Source organism: Salmonella sp. NW722, from assembly GCF_051702785.1.
Classification (GTDB): Bacteria; Pseudomonadota; Gammaproteobacteria; order Enterobacterales; family Enterobacteriaceae; genus Salmonella; species Salmonella enterica.
In genome coordinates, this window is the sequence record NZ_JAMMIN010000007.1 from 99426 (window position 1) to 117515 (window position 18090).

Consider the following 18090-nt stretch of genomic DNA (forward strand, 5'->3'; position numbering starts at 1 on the left):
GTGATGCCTGAATGCATAACAGGAGATGGCCATGAGTAACACGAATTCTGGCTTACTTGGCATCAAAGACATTGTCTTTATGAATGTCATCGCTATTCTGAGTTTGCGGCAAATCCCTAACGTGGCGCCTTACGGGGCATCGGCCATGTTGTTATGGGTGATAGCCGCATTCTGCTTGTTTTTTCCTTTAGCGATGGTATGCGGCGAGCTGTCAACCGGCTGGCCGAAAGATGGCGGGATATTTGTCTGGATTAAAGAGGCATTTGGTAAACGTATTGCATGGATTGTCGTGGTTTGTTTTCTCTTTTCCTGCGTACTGTTTTTCCCATTAATGCTGCAATTCGGCTTTACCGCGTTGGGCTATATGATCGGCGGCGGCCTGGCGGAAAATAAAGCGTTTATCGGTATTGGTTCCGCGGTAATTTTCTGGCTATTAACGCTGATGAATATCCGCGGGATGGAATGGACAAAAATTATTAATAGCATCAGCGCCTGGTGCGGCGTATTTATTCCCTCCGCTATCCTCATTTTGCTGGCGGTGGTATGGCTATGTACCGGACACCAGATGCAGACGGACTACACTACAGCGAAAAACTGGATTCCGGATCTTGGACACTGGGATACGATCGTTTTCTTATCCAGCATGATGTTTGCGTTTGCCGGACTGGAGGTCGCCCCGATGATTGCCGGGCGTACCCGTAATCCACAGCGTGATTTTCCGCGAGCGATGGCCGTCTCCGCCGCCGTTATCGTTGGGATCTATATGGTCGGCACCTGGGCGCTAAACACGCTTTTACCCGCCGGGAAAACCGACATCGTGGCAGGCGTCATGCAGGCTATGCATGCTGCTGCGGACACGCTGCATATGCCGTGGTTAATTCCTGTTATGGCCATCTGTATGTTTTTTGGCGCTCTCGGGCAGATTAACTCCTGGCTGGTGGGGCCGATTTATATGCTCCAGGAAGCCTCGCGTGAAGATAATCTGCTGGGGGACCGAATCGGCAAATTACATCCGGTGTGGAAAACGCCCGCCTTTGCCTTGACTGTACAGGCGATTATTGTCACGGTCCTGTGTTTTTCGACTTTTATTTCGCCAAGCGTTGCGGCGGCTTACTGGATGTTAACGGCGCTAACGACCATCACCTATTTTATTCCTTATCTGGTGATGTTCCCGGCGTTCTGGCGTTTACGTAAGACTCAGCCGGATACGCCAAGAAGTTTTAAAATTCCGGGCAAGGTTTTACCGGCTATTTTACCCGCGCTGGGTTTTCTTTCTATCGCCTTTGCCGTTGCGCTGTTATTTATTCCGCCTTCTCAAATTGATATGGGCGGATATTTCCAGTACGCCGGGAAGATTATTGGCGGAGCCGTGCTGGCGGTTGTCGTCGCGGAGTACATTTACCATCGGGCGCAGAAACGTAATGCCCGTTTAAGCATGGCGGGAGGAAAATAAAATGTATATGCCAGTTCTGGAAATAAATCTACGCAAGCTGGAAGAAAACGCCCGCACGGAAAAAGCTCTGCTGGCAAGTAGCGGTATTGACGTGATGGCTGTCAATAAAGTTTTTGACGGCTGCGTGGAAACCGCGCAGGCGGTGTTCAACGGCGGAATTACCGTTATTGCTGAATCACGAACCTATAATTTGAAAAAAATACGCGAGACAGGATGTACGACCTGCCTGTTACGCAGCCCGTGTCTGAGTGAAATCGAAGATGTGGTGCGCTACGCGGATATTAGTTTAAATAGCGAGCCGGTGGTATTACGGGCATTATCGCAAGAAGCCCAACGCCAGGGGAAAACGCATCAGGTATTACTGATGGTGGATATGGGCGATTTACGCGAGGGTATCTGGTTTGGTGAATATCAACGCATTCTTGAGACCGTGACTCTGATTACTGGTCTGCCCGGTCTGGAATTATATGGACTGGGCACCAACTTTAATTGTTACGGCACCGTGTTGCCAACGGTAAAAAATGGCGAGGATTTTCTGGCGCTGGCCGCCCGGCTGGAAGCCGACAGCGGTATTCCTGTCCGGCGGCTTTCTGCGGGAAACTGCACCAGCTATCACCTGCTGGATAAAGGTATCTGGCCGCAGGGGCTGAATCATCTGCGCATCGGCGGACTGCATGAATTCGGCATTGAATATGTGGACATGAAATACCTGAATGAATTTCACCACTCCGCAAAACCTGTCGATAAAGCCTGTTCCGATATGTATATCCTGGAAGCGGAAATCATCGAACTGAACAGTAAACCGACCGTCCCGGTCGGGGAGCTGGGCGTCGATGCCTTTTTGCAAAGTAAAACCTTTGTCGATCGTGGCATACGCCGACGCGCATTGCTGGCGTTTGGTCGCCAGGATGTGCCGTCGGATAACTGTGTGCCATGCGACGACGCTATCACTATCTTAGGGCAAACCAGCGATCATACGCTGGTGGATATTGAAGATTGTCGTCAGTCGCTAAAAGTAGGCGATGTGGTTCGCTTTGAGCTGGATTATACGGGCCTGTTAATGGCCTGCCAGACCAAAGGCGTCGCCTGGAGGTTTACGCGTTAACGCATAACCGCCGCGGCTATGTCGCGGCGGCATCTTTGACCTCACGAAAGACAGGGAGTAACGATGGATACCCTGCAACAATCTCCGCCAGCAGAGCCTGAAGGCGGTCTGCGGCGTAACCTGAAGAAGCGGCACCTGCTGATGATGTCGCTGGGCGGCACGATTGGCACCGGCTTATTTATCGGCATTGCCGAACCGTTAAGCAGCGTCGGGCCGGCGGGAACCTTACTGGCCTATCTGTTTGCCGGAACCATTATGCTGGCGACGATGATGTGCCTTGGCGAATTATCATGCGCCTTTCCTCACTCCGGTTCATTTCAACATTACGCGCTGATGTTTATGCCGTCACCTTGCTGGAGCTATACCATTGGCTGGCTTTACTGGTTTAGCTGGGTCTTTTCCCTGGCGGCCGACCTCACTGCCGCAGGGTTTATTGCTCACCAGTTTTTCCCCGCGGTTCCGGTATATATGTTCTGTCTGGCGATTCTGCTCATCCTGACGGCCATCAATCTCACCTCCGCAAAAAGTTTTGGCGAATGCGAATACTGGCTTTCGGCCATTAAGGTTTTCGCGATCGTACTGTTTATCTGCGCGGGCGGGGTCATGATCTACTCGCTAATGGGCCATAGTGACTGGCACCCGACGTTAAAAACAGACGGAATGTGGTTTCCCCACGGTTGGGAGCAAATTGTGGTCTGTATGACGATCGTGATTTACTCCTTCCAGGGGGTGGAACTGGTCGGAAATGCGGCAGGGGAGACCGAATCGCCGCACATTATTTTACCGAAGGTGATCCTGGGGATCGGTCTCAGAATCATTTTATTTTACGGCCTGGCGATTGCGGTGCTGGCGCTGGTCTATCCGCATGAACTGACGCCAAATGGACAAAGTCCCTTTGTATGGGTATTCTCCCACGCGGGCATTCCGGGGGCGGATACGCTGATGACGCTGGTGATCTTTTCCGCCGCGGTTTCTGCCGCTAACTCGGCCATTTACGCCAGTTCGCGTATGCTGTGGTCTATGGCGGGCGATCGCTTTGCGCCAGCCTGCTTTGGTAAAACGAACGGCGGCGGCGTGCCGGTGTATGCTATTTTAATCACGGCCTTGTTGGCGTTGGTGTCGTTGCTGACCCGCTATATTCCCGCACAGCAATTTTATTTATATCTGATCGCCAGTACCGGGCAGGTGGGTTGCCTGGCATGGATAACCATCGGATGGTGCCAGTATCGTTTCCGACAATCGGTGCGTAATGGAACGTACGCCAGCGATTTGCTACGCTATCGATCGCCGCTTTTCCCCTGGACGGCCCGATTTGTCATTATCACCAATTTCGCCATTATGGTCGGCACCTGGTTTAGTGAGCAAGGGGTAGTGATAATGTTGGTTGAGCTGGCTTTTATGATAGGGATTCTTTTGTCATGGTATCTCTTCAGACCCACTTTGAGCCGATTACGTAACACAGTGGGATGAACGGCGCTCGTAAACGGTAAGAGAACATGAAACGACTCATTGTAGGAATTAGCGGCGCCAGCGGAGCGATTTATGGCGTGCGCTTATTACAAATTTTGCGCGATGTCGATAGCGTGGAAACACATCTGGTGATGAGCCAGGCGGCCCGGCAAACGCTGGCGCTGGAGACCCATTTTTCGCTGCGCGAGGTGCAGGCGCTGGCCGATGTGACGCACGATGCGCGCGACATTGCTGCCAGCATTTCCTCGGGCTCTTACCCGACGGCGGGAATGGTTATCTTGCCCTGTTCGATTAAAACGCTGTCGGGGATTGTCCACAGTTATACTGACGGACTGCTTACCCGCGCGGCGGATGTGATATTAAAAGAGCGGCGACCTCTGGTGCTGTGTGTGCGCGAAACGCCGCTGCATATCGGGCATTTGCGTTTAATGACCCAGGCCGCTGAGATAGGCGCGGTGATTATGCCGCCGGTTCCGGCTTTTTATCATCTTCCTCAGACGTTAGATGATATTATAAATCAAACGGTTAACCGAGTTTTGGACCAGTTTGACATCCCCCTTCCGCACGACCTTTTTGTTCGCTGGCAGGGCGCATAGCGTTGTCTGTTTAGCGTGCATTATTGTCCCTGTTGCCCTGTTTCAGGGCAATTTTGTAACCGCGATCATATCCTCAACATTTAATTCGTTAAAAGCCGCCGAAACGCTGCGGTTCAACCGTCATACCTGCTATCTTCAACATCAGGACAATATTGCAACGTTTTATTAACAAATTTAACGTCGAATCGTTTTGCTGACGTGAAAATGGCATAAGACCTGCATGAAAAAGTCTGCAAACACACAACACCACGTAAAACATAAGAAAATGACGCCACTTGAGGGGTATGTATGAAGAAGACCGTTCTCGCTTTGTCTTTGCTGATAGGTCTGGGCGCGACGGCGGCCAGTTACGCCGCGCTCCCGCAAACGGTTCGTATTGGAACAGATACCACCTACGCGCCTTTCTCATCAAAAGATGCCAAAGGCGAGTTTATTGGCTTTGATATCGATCTCGGTAATGAAATGTGTAAGCGTATGCAGGTGAAATGTACCTGGGTCGCCAGCGACTTTGATGCGCTTATTCCCTCACTAAAAGCGAAAAAAATTGATGCCATTATTTCATCGCTCTCTATCACCGATAAACGCCAGCAAGAAATTGCGTTTTCCGACAAACTTTACGCGGCGGATTCACGCCTGATTGCGGCAAAAGGGTCTCCCATTCAGCCGACGCTGGAATCGCTGAAAGGCAAGCATGTCGGCGTGCTGCAAGGGTCCACGCAAGAGGCTTACGCCAATGATAACTGGCGCACAAAAGGTGTGGATGTGGTGGCTTATGCCAACCAGGATCTTATCTATTCCGATTTAACCGCCGGTCGTCTGGATGCCGCATTGCAGGATGAAGTCGCCGCCAGCGAAGGTTTCCTGAAGCAGCCAGCGGGCAAAGAGTATGCGTTTGCCGGTCCTTCCGTGAAGGATAAAAAATATTTTGGCGACGGGACGGGGGTTGGGCTGCGTAAAGACGATACCGAGCTAAAAGCCGCGTTTGATAAAGCGCTGACCGAACTGCGCCAGGACGGAACTTACGACAAAATGGCCAAAAAGTACTTCGATTTTAATGTCTACGGCGATTGAGGGAAGGGGATAACGCGCCGCGCTGGGGAACTATCACGGTGCAAAATAGATGTTTTGCACCTTTTTGGTGCATAAGCCGTTGCGGAACAGGCGCATAAATGCATACTTAATCGATTTTTATGCAAAATAAACCGGCTGACAAGGTAGAATGCTTTGCCTTGTCGGCCTGATTAATGGCACGATAGTCGCATCGGATCTGTAAAGATCTCCTGGAAAGACAGTCTGTTGAGGATAGTTATGAAAAAACTGGCGTTATCCCTTTCTCTGGTGCTGGCATTTTCCAGCGCTACCGCAGCATTTGCCGCTATTCCACAAAAAATTCGTATCGGTACCGATCCTACATACGCACCGTTTGAATCCAAAAATGCACAAGGTGAATTGGTCGGCTTTGATATCGATCTGGCCAAAGAGCTGTGCAAACGTATCAACACACAGTGTACGTTCGTGGAAAACCCGCTGGATGCGCTGATTCCGTCTTTAAAAGCGAAGAAAATTGATGCCATCATGTCCTCGCTGTCCATCACTGAAAAGCGCCAGCAGGAAATCGCGTTTACCGACAAGCTTTACGCCGCTGATTCCCGTCTGGTGGTGGCGAAGAACTCTGATATTCAGCCGACCGTCGCGTCGCTGAAAGGCAAGCGCGTCGGCGTGCTACAGGGGACGACGCAGGAGACCTTCGGCAATGAGCACTGGGCGCCGAAAGGGATTGAGATCGTCTCTTACCAGGGGCAGGACAACATTTATTCCGATCTGACGGCTGGTCGTATTGATGCAGCGTTCCAGGACGAGGTCGCGGCCAGCGAAGGTTTCCTTAAACAGCCCGTCGGAAAAGACTATAAATTCGGCGGCCCGGCGGTGAAAGATGAGAAGTTATTCGGCGTAGGAACCGGTATGGGGCTGCGCAAAGAGGATAACGAGCTACGCGAAGCGCTGAACAAAGCCTTTGCTGAAATGCGTGCTGACGGTACTTACGAAAAGCTGGCGAAAAAGTACTTTGATTTTGATGTTTATGGCGGTTAATCACCGTCGGTGCAGATAAAGCCCAAAGAATGTTGACTGTCTGCATTGCCTGATGGCGCTGTGCATGTCAGGCCTACGGAGCATCGTAGGCCTGACAAGGCATAGCCGCCATCCGGCGTGATGTGAGGCAAAAATGCAAAAGAGGCTTCTTACTTCACCACACACAACAGGACAGGCTGCATGTTGTACGGGTTTTCAGGCGTAATTTTACAGGGCGCGATCGTCACGCTGGAACTGGCGCTCAGTTCCGTGGTGCTGGCCGTGCTTATTGGTCTTGTCGGCGCGGGGGCGAAGCTTTCGCAAAACCGGATAACGGGGCTTATTTTTGAAGGATACACCACCCTGATTCGCGGGGTGCCGGATCTGGTTTTAATGCTGCTGATATTTTACGGATTGCAAATCGCGCTTAACGTGGTGACCGATTCGCTGGGTATCGACCAGATAGATATTGATCCGATGGTGGCCGGTATTATCACCCTTGGTTTCATCTACGGCGCCTATTTTACCGAAACCTTTCGCGGCGCGTTTATGGCGGTGCCGAAAGGCCATATCGAGGCGGCGACGGCCTTTGGTTTTACCCACGGGCAAACCTTCCGGCGGATTATGTTCCCGGCGATGATGCGTTACGCCCTGCCGGGGATCGGCAATAACTGGCAGGTGATACTCAAAGCGACGGCGCTGGTGTCGCTGCTGGGCCTGGAAGATGTCGTCAAAGCCACGCAGCTTGCCGGTAAAAGCACCTGGGAGCCTTTCTATTTTGCCGTGGTCTGTGGACTTATCTACCTGGTATTTACCACCGTTTCCAATGGTGTGCTGCTCTTACTTGAGCGTCGCTATTCCGTGGGCGTGAAGAGGGCTGATTTGTGATTGAGATCATTCAGGAGTACTGGAAATCCCTGCTGTGGACGGATGGCTATCGTTTTACCGGCGTGGCGATTACGCTGTGGTTGTTAATTTCATCGGTGGTGATGGGCGGTCTTCTGGCGGTGATTCTGGCGGTAGGCCGCGTTTCCAGTAATAAATTCATCCGTTTTCCCATCTGGCTGTTTACGTATATTTTTCGCGGCACGCCGCTGTACGTACAGCTACTGGTGTTCTATTCGGGGATGTATACGCTGGAGATAGTCAAAGGCACCGATCTTCTTAACGCGTTTTTCCGCAGCGGACTGAACTGTACCGTACTGGCGCTGACGCTGAATACCTGCGCGTACACCACGGAAATTTTCGCGGGGGCGATTCGTTCGGTACCGCACGGTGAAATTGAAGCGGCACGGGCCTATGGCTTCTCGTCATTTAAAATGTATCGCTGCATTATTTTGCCGTCGGCATTACGCATCGCCTTGCCTGCCTACAGCAACGAAGTGATTTTAATGCTGCACTCTACGGCGCTGGCGTTTACCGCGACGGTGCCGGATTTGTTGAAAATCGCCCGCGATATTAACTCAGCGACTTACCAGCCGTTTACCGCGTTTGGCATTGCCGCCGTGTTGTATTTACTCATTTCGTATGTCCTGATAAGCCTGTTCCGTCGGGCGGAAAGACGCTGGTTGCAGCACGTGTCCTCTAAATAATTCGAGTAACATGATGTCAGAAAATAAATTACACGTTATCGATTTGCACAAACGCTACGGCGGTCATGAAGTGCTGAAAGGGGTATCGCTGCAGGCCCGCGCCGGAGATGTGATTAGCATCATCGGCTCGTCCGGCTCCGGTAAAAGCACTTTTTTGCGCTGCATTAACTTCCTCGAAAAACCGAGCGAAGGCGCGATTATCGTGAACGGTCAGAACATTAATCTGGTGCGCGACAAAGACGGGCAGCTCAAAGTGGCGGATAAAAATCAGCTACGCTTGTTGCGTACCCGCCTGACGATGGTGTTTCAGCACTTTAACCTCTGGAGTCACATGACGGTGCTGGAAAATGTGATGGAAGCGCCGATTCAGGTACTGGGATTAAGCAAGCACGACGCGCGCGAGCGGGCGTTGAAATATCTGGCGAAGGTGGGGATTGATGAGCGCGCTCAGGGCAAATATCCCGTTCATCTCTCCGGTGGCCAACAGCAGCGCGTTTCTATTGCGCGCGCGCTGGCGATGGAACCTGACGTTTTACTGTTCGATGAACCCACATCGGCGCTCGATCCTGAACTGGTCGGCGAAGTGTTGCGCATCATGCAACAACTGGCGGAAGAAGGCAAAACGATGGTGGTGGTCACGCATGAAATGGGCTTCGCTCGCCATGTCTCTTCGCACGTTATTTTTCTGCATCAGGGGAAAATTGAAGAAGAGGGCGATCCGGAGCAGGTGTTCGGCAATCCGCAAAGCCCGCGTTTACAGCAATTCCTGAAAGGCTCGCTGAAATAAAAGAAGCCCGGCGGCGCATCGCTCACCGGGCAGGATACGGCGCTTTGGGAACTAGCGAATCACATCCGCCAGCGCCTCTTCTAAATCATACCAGCGAAATGCGAACCCGGCGGCTTCAAGCCGTTTTGGCAGCGCCCGCTGTCCGCCCAGCACCAGCACTGACGACTCTCCCATCAATAAGCGAATTGCCGTCGCCGGAATGCGAATAATCGCCGGACGACGCAGCGCGCGACCCAGCGCATGAGCAAAATGCTCATTATGGACGGGATACGGCGAGACCATATTGAAGGGACCGCGAAGATCGTTATCCAGCAGCCACAGGATGCCGTTGACCATATCGTCGATGTGAATCCAGGCCAGATATTGCCGACCATTACCCACCGGACCGCCGAGTCCGAGGCGAAACGGCGGAACCATTTTCCCCAGAATCCCGCCTTGCGGCGCCAGGACAACGCCGGTACGCAGCAGGCAGACGCGGGTCTGGTCGCTCTGCGCACGACAGGCAATCTGTTCCCAGCGGGCGCAAAGTTTATGCGTAAATTCGTTGTGCGGCGGTTCGTCTTCAGTGACGACAACGTCACCCAGATCGCCGTAATAGCCCGTGGCGGAGCCGGATATCAACACCGAGGGCGGCGTTGCGCTGGCATGAATTAAATCCACCAACTTTTGCGTGATAGCCCAGCGGCTTTGGCACAACCGTTCTTTTTGTTGCGACGTCCAGCGCTTGTCGGCAATCGGTTCGCCCGCCAGATTGATGATGGCATCAATCTCATTGAGGTGCTCACGTTCCGCCAGCCCTTTCCATAATGTCACTCTGGAATCGAGAATCTGACGCGCGTTATCGGGATTGCGCGTAACGACCGTCACCTGATGCCCCAGTGTTAACAGCCGGGGAATGAGATGACGCCCTATCAGGCCCGTACCGCCGGTAATCAGAATCTGCATATGACCTCCAGAGTAGGGAGGATTTCCTCTTCCCTAATGTCAGGTTTTTAATACGAATAAGGGTGCCGGACGCAGGTTTTTTCCGTGTATACACCTCTACATCATACATGATGTATGCTACCGCGTTACGCTTTCGTACTGTTACAGTGCAGTTGCGCTTGTAACAGTGCGCGCGCTGTCGCAGGACGCGTGCGAATGCGTTCAAACCAGTTATACACCGCCGGGTAGCTATCAAGATCGATTCGCTGACGCTGATGTGCGTTAACCCACGGCCAACTGGCGATATCCGCAATACTGTAGTGGTCGCCGCCCAGCCACGGGGAGGTTTCCAGGCGTTTATTCAGGACGTTGTATAAGCGTTGCGTTTCAACCTGATAGCGTTCAATCGCATAGGGGATGGCCTGCGGCGCAAAATGGTTAAAGTGATGATTCTGGCCCAGCATCGGCCCTAACCCGCCGACCTGCCAGAACAGCCATTGCAGCGTGGTATGGCGTTCACGCAGCTCCCCGCTAAGCAGTTTGCCGCTTTTTTCCGCCAGGTAGAGAAGAATTTCGCCGGATTCAAAAAGACTAAGCGGTTGACCGCCGTCTGCCGGGGCGTGATCGACGATGGCAGGAATTTTATTATTGGGAGAGATAGCCAAAAAATCAGGGCGAAACTGATTGCCCTTGCTGATATCTACTTTTAGCAAACGATACGCCAGCTCCGCCTCTTCCAGAAACAGCGTTATTTTATGCCCGTTGGGCGTGGGGGCGTAGTAAAGGTCAATCATTTTGGCTCCTGCATGTGCGTAAAGAGTCTGGGCTGAATTAAGTATAGAAAGCCTCCTGATGTGTGTGAGTTTTCATCAGGTGACAGCAGGCGAAAGACGCTATATTTTGGGAGGAAACTTAATACGCCCTCAAGAGGACATTATGAGTAAGCCTGTTATTGTGCTGTGGTCGGATGCGAACTTTTTCTCTCCCTACGTCTTGTCCGCCTGGGTGGCATTACAAGAAAAAGGGCTTTCCTTTACTCTGAAAACCCGCGATCTGGACCAGGGAGAACATCTGCAACCTGGCTGGCGGGGATATGCGCTGACGCAGCGCGTACCGGTGCTTGAGGCCGACAATTTTGAGCTGAGCGAGTCGTCCGCTATTGCGGAATACCTGGAGGAGCGTTTCGCGCCGCCGCAGTGGGAGCGTATCTACCCGCACGATTTACAAAAACGCGCCCGCGCGCGACAGATTCAGGCGTGGCTACGCAGCGATTTACTACCGCTTCGCGAAGAACGGCCTACCGACGTGGTGTTTGCCGGGGCGAAAAAAGCGCCGCTAAGCGAGGCTGGAAAAGCCAGCGCGGCAAAACTGTTTGCGACGGCTGAAGCGCTATTGGGGCAGGGGACGCAAAATTTATTTGGTGAATGGTGCATTGCCGATACCGATCTGGCATTGATGATCAATCGTCTGGCGCTGCATGGCGATGACGTGCCGACGTCGCTGGCGGCGTATGCGACATTCCAGTGGCAGCGTGCTTCCGTACAGCGTTTTATTGCGCTTTCCTCGAAGCGTTCAGGCTGAAAATCTATTCATATTCCAGTATCATAACGCCGTTTTTCACAACGAGGAGTGAGCGATGAAACTGATGTTCGCATCGGACATTCATGGTTCTTTACCCGCCACGGAACGCGTGCTTGAGCGGTTCGCGCAAAGCGGCGCGCGTTGGCTGGTGATATTAGGCGATGTCCTTAACCACGGGCCGCGAAATGCGCTGCCTGAAGGCTATGCGCCCGCCCAGGTCGCCGAACGCCTGAACGCGGTGGCGACGCAAATCATTGCCGTGCGCGGCAACTGCGATAGCGAAGTGGATCAGATGCTGCTGCATTTCCCGATAACTGCGCCGTGGCAGCAAATATTGACGCAAGAGAGGCGGCTATTTTTAACGCATGGGCACCTCTTCGGGCCGACGAATCCGCCCGCTCTGCATACTGGCGATGTGTTGGTTTATGGTCATACGCATCTGCCAGTGGCGCAACAGCAGGAAGGGCTGTATCACTTTAATCCTGGGTCAGTGAGCATTCCGAAAGGCGGGTATGCGGCAAGCTACGGTATTCTGGATGATAATGTGTTGAGCGTAATCGCACTCAATGATCAAAGTATCATTGCGCAGGTTGCAATTAACTCGTAATTTACCTCACAAACGTAAATGCGCCGTAAGAGCGCCAGAAATAAGAAGGTTTCCTGATGGTGGAACAGCGTCGTTTGGCAAGTACGGAATGGGTGGATATTGTGAATGAAGACAATGAAGTCATTGCACAGTCCAGCCGGGAACAGATGCGTGCGCAACGCTTACGGCATCGTGCGACGTATATCGTCGTTCATGATGGTATGGGTAAAATTCTGGTGCAGCGTCGTACCGAAACAAAAGATTTTTTGCCCGGTATGTTAGATGCTACCGCAGGCGGCGTGGTCCAGGCTGATGAGCAGCTACTGGAATCTGCCCGCCGCGAAGCAGAAGAAGAGTTGGGTATTGCAGGCGTGCCGTTTGCCGAACACGGTCTGTTTTACTTTGAAGACCAACATTGCCGGGTTTGGGGCGCGCTGTTTAGCTGCGTTTCCCACGGGCCTTTCGCGCTTCAGGAAGATGAAGTCAGCGAAGTGTGTTGGCTGACTCCGGAGGAGATCACCGCGCGCTGTGATGAGTTTACGCCGGACTCGCTCAAAGCGCTGGCGCTGTGGATGACCCGCAACGCCAAAAACGAAGCTGCGCTTCAGGAGAAACCGGAAGAGACGGAATAAGCGTTTTAGCAGCTTTCCCGCATACATAAACTGGAGGCGATGGATTTTCGATCGCTCCAGTTTCCCTGATTTAACCTTTCCAACAGCGCCCGTCCGGCTTCACTGCCAATCTTACGGTGCGGTACGGCCATGGTGGTTAACGGCGGCTGGCAGACCCGGCTGACATCGCTATCGCCAAACCCGACCACCGCTAAATCGTCCGGAACTTTGATCCGCCGTCGTTGGCACTCGTATAACGCGCCGCAGGCCAGCTCATCCGATACGCATACCAGCGCGTCCAGCTCCGGCCACGCCAGTAAAAACTCCGGCAGTTGCGACGCGCCGGTAGAAAAATTGGGCGGCAAAGCGGCATTAATCACCCGGTTTGGCGACATATGGTGGCGAAGCATCGCTTTGTACCAGCCGTGCAGATGTTGCTGAAAAATCCACTGCTCCTGATTGGCGCATAGCAGCCCGATATTCTGATAACCGCGCTGAATCAGCATTTCCGTCAGCTCATACATTGCCGCAACGTTATCAATACCGATATTCATATCAATAGGATCGCTGCGAATCGCGCCCATCTCCATCACCGGGATAGAGGCATTTTTCAGCCACTGGCGCACGGTAGTGCTATGTTCGACGCTAAGCAGAATCGCCGCGGCAATGTTGGAGGCCAGCAGCGTTTCGAGCAGCTTCTCCTCTTGTTCCACGCGATGCTGCGATTCCGCCAGCATAATCTGGTAGCCTGCGGGCTGTAAAATTTGTTGCAGCCCGGCGAACATTTCAGAACACCCCGCTTCCGCAAGGTTCGGTACGACCATTGCGATGGTGTGCGAGGAGGCAGACGCCAGCGCGCTGGCGGCGAGATTAGGCATATAGCCCAGCTCATGCACTGCCGCTTCGATTTTTTCCCGGAGTTTATCAGAGACCTGTTCCGGCGTGCGTAAGGCTCGTGATACGGTCATCGTGCCTACACCGGCAAGTTGGGCTACATCGGCGATAGTCACTTTACCGGTACTGCGCCGTTTACGGGGTATCGACATACAAATTCCTGCGTCATTACAACATGTTGAGATGCTTTTTTATTGTCGTTCTTTGCTTCGCATGACTGGCAGTATACGCCTTAAATCCGCTTTTTTGCTGTGATTTCACACCATGATTTTAATTTGATAGCGCTATCACAATTCTGAGTAATAGTCGCTGGTAGCGCTATCTTTGTGATAACGATCGCAGCTAATATCGAATGGCTTGAATAAAGTTTGTTCATAATTTCATACACCGTGGGGGCGAATAACATGCTGGGAACCTGGTTATCTGACGCAACCATCACGCTACAGGAGAGCGTGGAAACGTGGCCGCAGGCGCTGGAAATTTGCGGCAAACCCCTGCTGGACGCAGGTGTTATCGCACCGGAATACATTACGGCGATTGTTCAGCAGCACCAAAAGCTTGGGCCGTATTATGTATTAGCGCCAGGGTTAGCGATGCCGCATGCGAGGCCGGAAGAGGGGGCGAAAGGGTTAGGTTTATCGTTACTGAAACTACAGCGCGGCGTTTCATTTGGCGCAGACGAATTCGATCCGGTTGACATCATTATTATGCTGGCGGCGCCTGATAAGCACAGTCATATCGAAATGATATCGGCGCTGGCGGAATTATTTTCCAGTGATGTAGATATGGAAAAATTACATCAGGCAAAAAACCTGGAGGACATTAAAACGATTATTGACCGTTTCTGATTTTATTCCATTTTCTTGCGGTAAATAACATTACGCCCGTGCGTGATGCAGACCAACTCTACTTTTAAAAGGTGACAATAATGAAAATCATGGCAATTTGCGGTTCCGGCCTGGGTAGTAGTTTTATGGTAGAAATGAACATTAAAAAAGTATTAAAGAAACTCAATATTGACGCCGAGGTGGAACACTCCGATCTTTCATCGGCCACGCCCGGGGCTGCCGATCTTTTTGTAATGGCCAAAGATATCGCGGCCAGCGCCAGCGTACCGGAAAGCCAACTGGTGGTGATCAATAACATCATCGACATCAACGAACTGGAAACGCAGCTGCGCGCATGGTTCGCTAAACAATAATTATTGCTGGCGAGGTGGATATGTTTATCCTTGAAACGCTGAATTTTGTTGTTGATATTTTAAAAGTGCCCTCGGTGCTTGTAGGGTTAATTGCGCTGATTGGTCTGGTGGCGCAGAAAAAAGCGTTTTCAGATGTGGTAAAAGGCACGATTAAAACCATTTTAGGTTTTATTGTGCTTGGCGGCGGCGCAACCGTACTGGTGGGTTCATTAAATCCACTAGGGGGTATGTTTGAACACGCTTTTAATATTCAGGGCATTATTCCTAATAATGAAGCGATAGTCTCAATCGCGCTGGAAAAATATGGCGCGTCCACGGCGTTAATTATGGCATTTGGTATGGTGGCCAATATTGTCGTGGCGCGCTTTACGCGTCTTAAATATATCTTTTTGACCGGGCATCACACCTTTTACATGGCCTGTATGATTGGCGTAATCCTGACCGTGGCGGGGTTTGAGGGCGTAGGGCTGGTCTTCACCGGATCGCTGATCCTGGGGCTGGTGATGGCCTTCTTCCCGGCGTTGGCCCAACGTTATATGAGGCGGATTACCGGTACCGATGACATTGCGTTTGGTCACTTCGGTACCCTGGGATATGTGCTTTCCGGCTGGATTGGCAGCCTGTGTGGTAAAGGCTCCCGCTCCACGGAAGAGATGAACCTGCCGAAAAACCTCAGTTTTTTACGCGACAGTTCTATCTCGATTTCGCTGACCATGATGATTATCTATCTGATCATGGCAGTCAGCGCAGGGCGTGAGTATGTCGAAGCGACGTTTAGCGGCGGGCAAAACTATCTGGTGTACGCCATCATCATGGCAATCACCTTCGCCGCCGGCGTATTCATCATTCTGCAAGGCGTCCGTCTGATTCTGGCGGAAATTGTTCCGGCCTTTACCGGCTTTTCAGAAAAACTGGTGCCAAACGCGCGTCCGGCGCTGGACTGCCCGGTGGTGTATCCCTATGCCCCTAACGCGGTACTGATTGGCTTCCTGTTCAGTTTTCTCGGCGGGCTGGTGGGTCTGTTCCTGCTTGGACAGATGAAGCTTGTGTTAATCCTGCCAGGCGTTGTGCCGCACTTCTTTACCGGCGCGACCGCAGGCGTCTTTGGCAATGCCACCGGCGGTCGCCGCGGGGCGATGATCGGCGCATTTGCTAATGGTCTATTAATCACTTTCCTGCCAGTGCTGTTACTGCCGGTTCTCGGCGCGATCGGCTTCGCCAATACCACGTTCTCGGATGCTGACTTTGGCGTAATCGGTATTTTGCTGGGCAACCTGGCGCGTTATCTGTCGCCGATGGCTATCACGGGGCTGGTGGTGGCGCTATTCGCGCTACTGGTGGCGTACAACGTGTTGGCCAAAAACAAAAAAGCGAATGCCGAAGTGCAGGAAAATAGCGGAGCGAAAGAATGAACGTAACCGAAATCACCCAACTGGCGCGCGACATTCGCGTCGCCACGCTCAAATCCTTAAACCATCTTGGCTTTGGTCACTATGGCGGCAGCATGTCGGTAGTGGAAACGCTGGCGGTTCTGTACGGCGCGGTGATGAAAATCGACCCTGCCGACCCGGACTGGCCGGAGCGCGATTACTTCGTGCTGTCGAAAGGCCATGCGGGCCCCGCGTTGTACAGTACCCTGGCGATTAAAGGCTATTTCCCGCTCGAAGAGCTGAATACGCTTAACCAGAACGGCACCCGTCTGCCCAGCCATCCGGATCGGCTAAAAACGCGCGGCGTGGACGCCACGACCGGCTCACTGGGACAGGGCATCTCTATTGCGGGCGGAATGGCGTTGTCGCATAAACTGGCGCGGCGACCCAACCGGGTATTTTGCATTGTCGGCGATGGCGAGCTCAATGAAGGGCAGTGCTGGGAGGCGTTTCAGTTTATTGCCCACCACCGCCTGAATAATCTGACCGTTTTCATTGACTGGAATAAACAGCAGCTTGACGGCGAACTGGAGGAGATTATCAATCCGTTCGATCTGGAAGGGAAATTCCGTGCGTTTGGTTTCGATGTCGTCACCGTCAAAGGCGATGATATCGCCGGACTACTGGCGGTGGTTCAGCCTGTGCCGCCCGCCGATGCCCGGCCACGGGTTGTGATCCTTGACAGCATTAAAGGGCAGGGGGTGCCATGCCTGGAGCAGTTAACGAATTCTCACCACTTACGCCTGACGGATGGCATGAAGCAGACGCTCAATGAGGCCATTCATCAACTGGAGGTCATGCATGATTAAGCTTGCGCCCGCAGGGCTTAAAGACGATATCGAAATGCGCAAAGTTTACGCCGGTTTTGTCGCCGGGCAGATTGAGGCTGGAAGCCCAATTATTGCGCTTGAGGCTGATTTAATGAGCTCAATGGCGATGGACAGCGTGGCGCGTGACTACCCGCAGCATGTCATTAACTGCGGTATTATGGAGGCGAATGTGATTGGCACGGCGGCGGGACTGGCGCTGACCGGTCGCAAACCGTTTGTGCATACCTTTACCGCTTTTGCCAGCCGTCGCTGTTTTGATCAGCTCTTCATGGCGCTGGATTATCAGCGTAACAACGTCAAAGTGATCGCCTCCGATGCCGGAGTGACGGCGTGCCATAACGGCGGCACCCATATGTCTTTTGAAGATATGGGGATTGTTCGCGGGCTGGCGCACTCCGTAGTACTGGAGGTGACGGATGCGGTGATGTTCGCGGATATTTTACGCCAGCTAATGGACCTGGACGGTTTTTACTGGCTGCGTACCATCCGTAAGCAGGCGACGAGTATCTATGCGCCAGGCTCTACCTTTACCATTGGCAAGGGCAACGTACTGCGCGAGGGCGATGATATTACGCTTATCGCCAACGGCATTATGGTGGCGGAGGCGCTGGAGGCGGCGCGCCAACTGGAGCAGGAAGGTGTGAGCGCCGCGGTCATTGATATGTTCACCTTAAAGCCTATCGATCGCATGTTGGTGAAAAACTACGCGGAAAAAACGCGGCGTATCGTCACGTGTGAAAACCACAGCATCCATAATGGACTGGGGTCAGCGGTGGCGGAAGTGCTGGTGGAAAACTGCCCGGTGCCGATGCGCCGTGTTGGCGTCAAAGAGCGTTATGGGCAGGTAGGAACGCAGGATTTCTTACAACAAGAGTACGGACTCACCGCCGCAGCGATTGTAGAAGCCGCGAAATCACTGCTTTAATCATGGAGATATTGCCGGATGGCGCTGGTGCTCAT

General features: G+C 52.6%; 20 protein-coding genes. 17 read left to right on the top strand and 3 right to left on the bottom strand.

Annotated elements, in window-relative coordinates:
- The first annotated feature begins 31 nt into the window (after window positions 1-31).
- The 9 genes from NA330_RS17995 (at window position 32) to hisP (ending at window position 9073) form a co-directional block, all read left to right on the top strand.
- Window positions 32-1453, top strand: coding sequence for an APC family permease (locus NA330_RS17995; RefSeq protein WP_000072512.1), 1422 nt, complete (start codon window positions 32-34; stop codon window positions 1451-1453).
- 1 nt (window position 1454) lies between these two features.
- Window positions 1455-2558, top strand: a complete 1104-nt coding sequence (locus NA330_RS18000; RefSeq protein ID WP_000281907.1) for an alanine/ornithine racemase family PLP-dependent enzyme — start codon at window positions 1455-1457, stop codon at window positions 2556-2558.
- A gap of 63 nt (window positions 2559-2621) precedes the next feature.
- Window positions 2622-4028: an amino acid permease gene (locus NA330_RS18005; protein ID WP_000380356.1), complete on the top strand. Its 1407-nt coding sequence runs from the start codon at window positions 2622-2624 to the stop codon at window positions 4026-4028.
- Window positions 4029-4054: 26 nt separating this feature from the next.
- Window positions 4055-4624 carry a UbiX family flavin prenyltransferase gene (locus NA330_RS18010; RefSeq protein ID WP_000825680.1) on the top strand — a complete coding sequence of 190 codons (570 nt, stop codon included), beginning with the start codon at window positions 4055-4057 and terminating at the stop codon, window positions 4622-4624.
- A gap of 288 nt (window positions 4625-4912) precedes the next feature.
- Entirely contained in the window at window positions 4913-5695 is a 783-nt protein-coding gene (gene argT, locus NA330_RS18015; protein ID WP_000754423.1) for a lysine/arginine/ornithine ABC transporter substrate-binding protein ArgT, read from the top strand.
- A gap of 237 nt (window positions 5696-5932) precedes the next feature.
- A complete protein-coding gene (hisJ, locus tag NA330_RS18020) occupies window positions 5933-6715 on the top strand; it encodes a histidine ABC transporter substrate-binding protein HisJ (protein ID WP_000731868.1) in 783 nt (260 codons plus the stop codon).
- Between the two features lie 180 nt (window positions 6716-6895).
- The gene (locus tag NA330_RS18025) at window positions 6896-7582 is read left to right on the top strand and encodes a histidine ABC transporter permease HisQ (RefSeq protein ID WP_000965495.1); all 687 of its coding nucleotides are present in this window, start codon (window positions 6896-6898) and stop codon (window positions 7580-7582) included.
- Complete coding sequence (gene hisM / locus NA330_RS18030) at window positions 7579-8286, top strand: histidine ABC transporter permease HisM (RefSeq protein WP_000569771.1); 708 nt, start codon at window positions 7579-7581, stop codon at window positions 8284-8286. Before NA330_RS18025 ends, hisM begins: the two co-directional genes overlap by 4 nt.
- A 13-nt stretch (window positions 8287-8299) precedes the next feature.
- Window positions 8300-9073 carry a histidine ABC transporter ATP-binding protein HisP gene (gene hisP / locus NA330_RS18035; RefSeq protein ID WP_001293591.1) on the top strand — a complete coding sequence of 258 codons (774 nt, stop codon included), beginning with the start codon at window positions 8300-8302 and terminating at the stop codon, window positions 9071-9073.
- A gap of 51 nt (window positions 9074-9124) precedes the next feature.
- On the opposite strand, the gene NA330_RS18040 is transcribed toward hisP, so the two are convergent.
- Window positions 9125-10018, bottom strand: a complete 894-nt coding sequence (locus NA330_RS18040; RefSeq protein ID WP_001166274.1) for a TIGR01777 family oxidoreductase — start codon at window positions 10016-10018, stop codon at window positions 9125-9127.
- A gap of 125 nt (window positions 10019-10143) precedes the next feature.
- On the bottom strand, window positions 10144-10791 hold the full coding sequence (gene yfcG / locus NA330_RS18045) for a GSH-dependent disulfide bond oxidoreductase (protein WP_000566561.1): 648 nt from the start codon (window positions 10789-10791) through the stop codon (window positions 10144-10146).
- Between the two features lie 142 nt (window positions 10792-10933).
- Here yfcG and yfcF point away from each other — a divergent pair, with 142 nt between their 5' ends.
- The 3 genes from yfcF to yfcD are packed head-to-tail and all read left to right on the top strand — an operon-like array spanning window position 10934 to window position 12796.
- Window positions 10934-11578: a glutathione transferase gene (gene yfcF, locus NA330_RS18050; RefSeq protein WP_000043012.1), complete on the top strand. Its 645-nt coding sequence runs from the start codon at window positions 10934-10936 to the stop codon at window positions 11576-11578.
- Between the two features lie 55 nt (window positions 11579-11633).
- The gene (yfcE, locus tag NA330_RS18055; protein ID WP_000772461.1) at window positions 11634-12185 is read left to right on the top strand and encodes a phosphodiesterase; all 552 of its coding nucleotides are present in this window, start codon (window positions 11634-11636) and stop codon (window positions 12183-12185) included.
- Window positions 12186-12241: 56 nt separating this feature from the next.
- Window positions 12242-12796 (top strand): NUDIX hydrolase YfcD, encoded by a 555-nt coding sequence (gene yfcD, locus NA330_RS18060; protein ID WP_000230215.1) that lies wholly within the window; start codon window positions 12242-12244, stop codon window positions 12794-12796.
- A 5-nt stretch (window positions 12797-12801) separates the two neighbouring features.
- Here the strand turns inward: yfcD and NA330_RS18065 are convergent, their stop codons facing one another.
- Window positions 12802-13821, bottom strand: coding sequence for a LacI family DNA-binding transcriptional regulator (locus NA330_RS18065; RefSeq protein ID WP_000026949.1), 1020 nt, complete (start codon window positions 13819-13821; stop codon window positions 12802-12804).
- A gap of 252 nt (window positions 13822-14073) precedes the next feature.
- On the opposite strand from NA330_RS18065, the gene NA330_RS18070 reads away from it, so the two are divergent.
- The 5 genes from NA330_RS18070 to NA330_RS18090 all read left to right on the top strand — a co-directional run bounded on the left by NA330_RS18070 (window position 14074) and on the right by NA330_RS18090 (window position 18055).
- A complete protein-coding gene (locus tag NA330_RS18070) occupies window positions 14074-14517 on the top strand; it encodes a PTS sugar transporter subunit IIA (RefSeq protein WP_000901810.1) in 444 nt (147 codons plus the stop codon).
- 80 nt (window positions 14518-14597) lie between these two features.
- Window positions 14598-14870 carry a PTS sugar transporter subunit IIB gene (locus tag NA330_RS18075; protein ID WP_000699818.1) on the top strand — a complete coding sequence of 91 codons (273 nt, stop codon included), beginning with the start codon at window positions 14598-14600 and terminating at the stop codon, window positions 14868-14870.
- A gap of 20 nt (window positions 14871-14890) precedes the next feature.
- Window positions 14891-16282: a PTS ascorbate transporter subunit IIC gene (locus NA330_RS18080; RefSeq protein WP_001518515.1), complete on the top strand. Its 1392-nt coding sequence runs from the start codon at window positions 14891-14893 to the stop codon at window positions 16280-16282.
- Window positions 16279-17109, top strand: a complete 831-nt coding sequence (locus tag NA330_RS18085; RefSeq protein ID WP_001103257.1) for a transketolase — start codon at window positions 16279-16281, stop codon at window positions 17107-17109. Before NA330_RS18080 ends, NA330_RS18085 begins: the two co-directional genes overlap by 4 nt.
- Window positions 17102-18055: a transketolase family protein gene (locus tag NA330_RS18090; RefSeq protein WP_000593034.1), complete on the top strand. Its 954-nt coding sequence runs from the start codon at window positions 17102-17104 to the stop codon at window positions 18053-18055. The genes NA330_RS18085 and NA330_RS18090 overlap by 8 nt, the downstream gene beginning before the upstream one ends.
- Window positions 18056-18090: the final 35 nt, after the last annotated feature.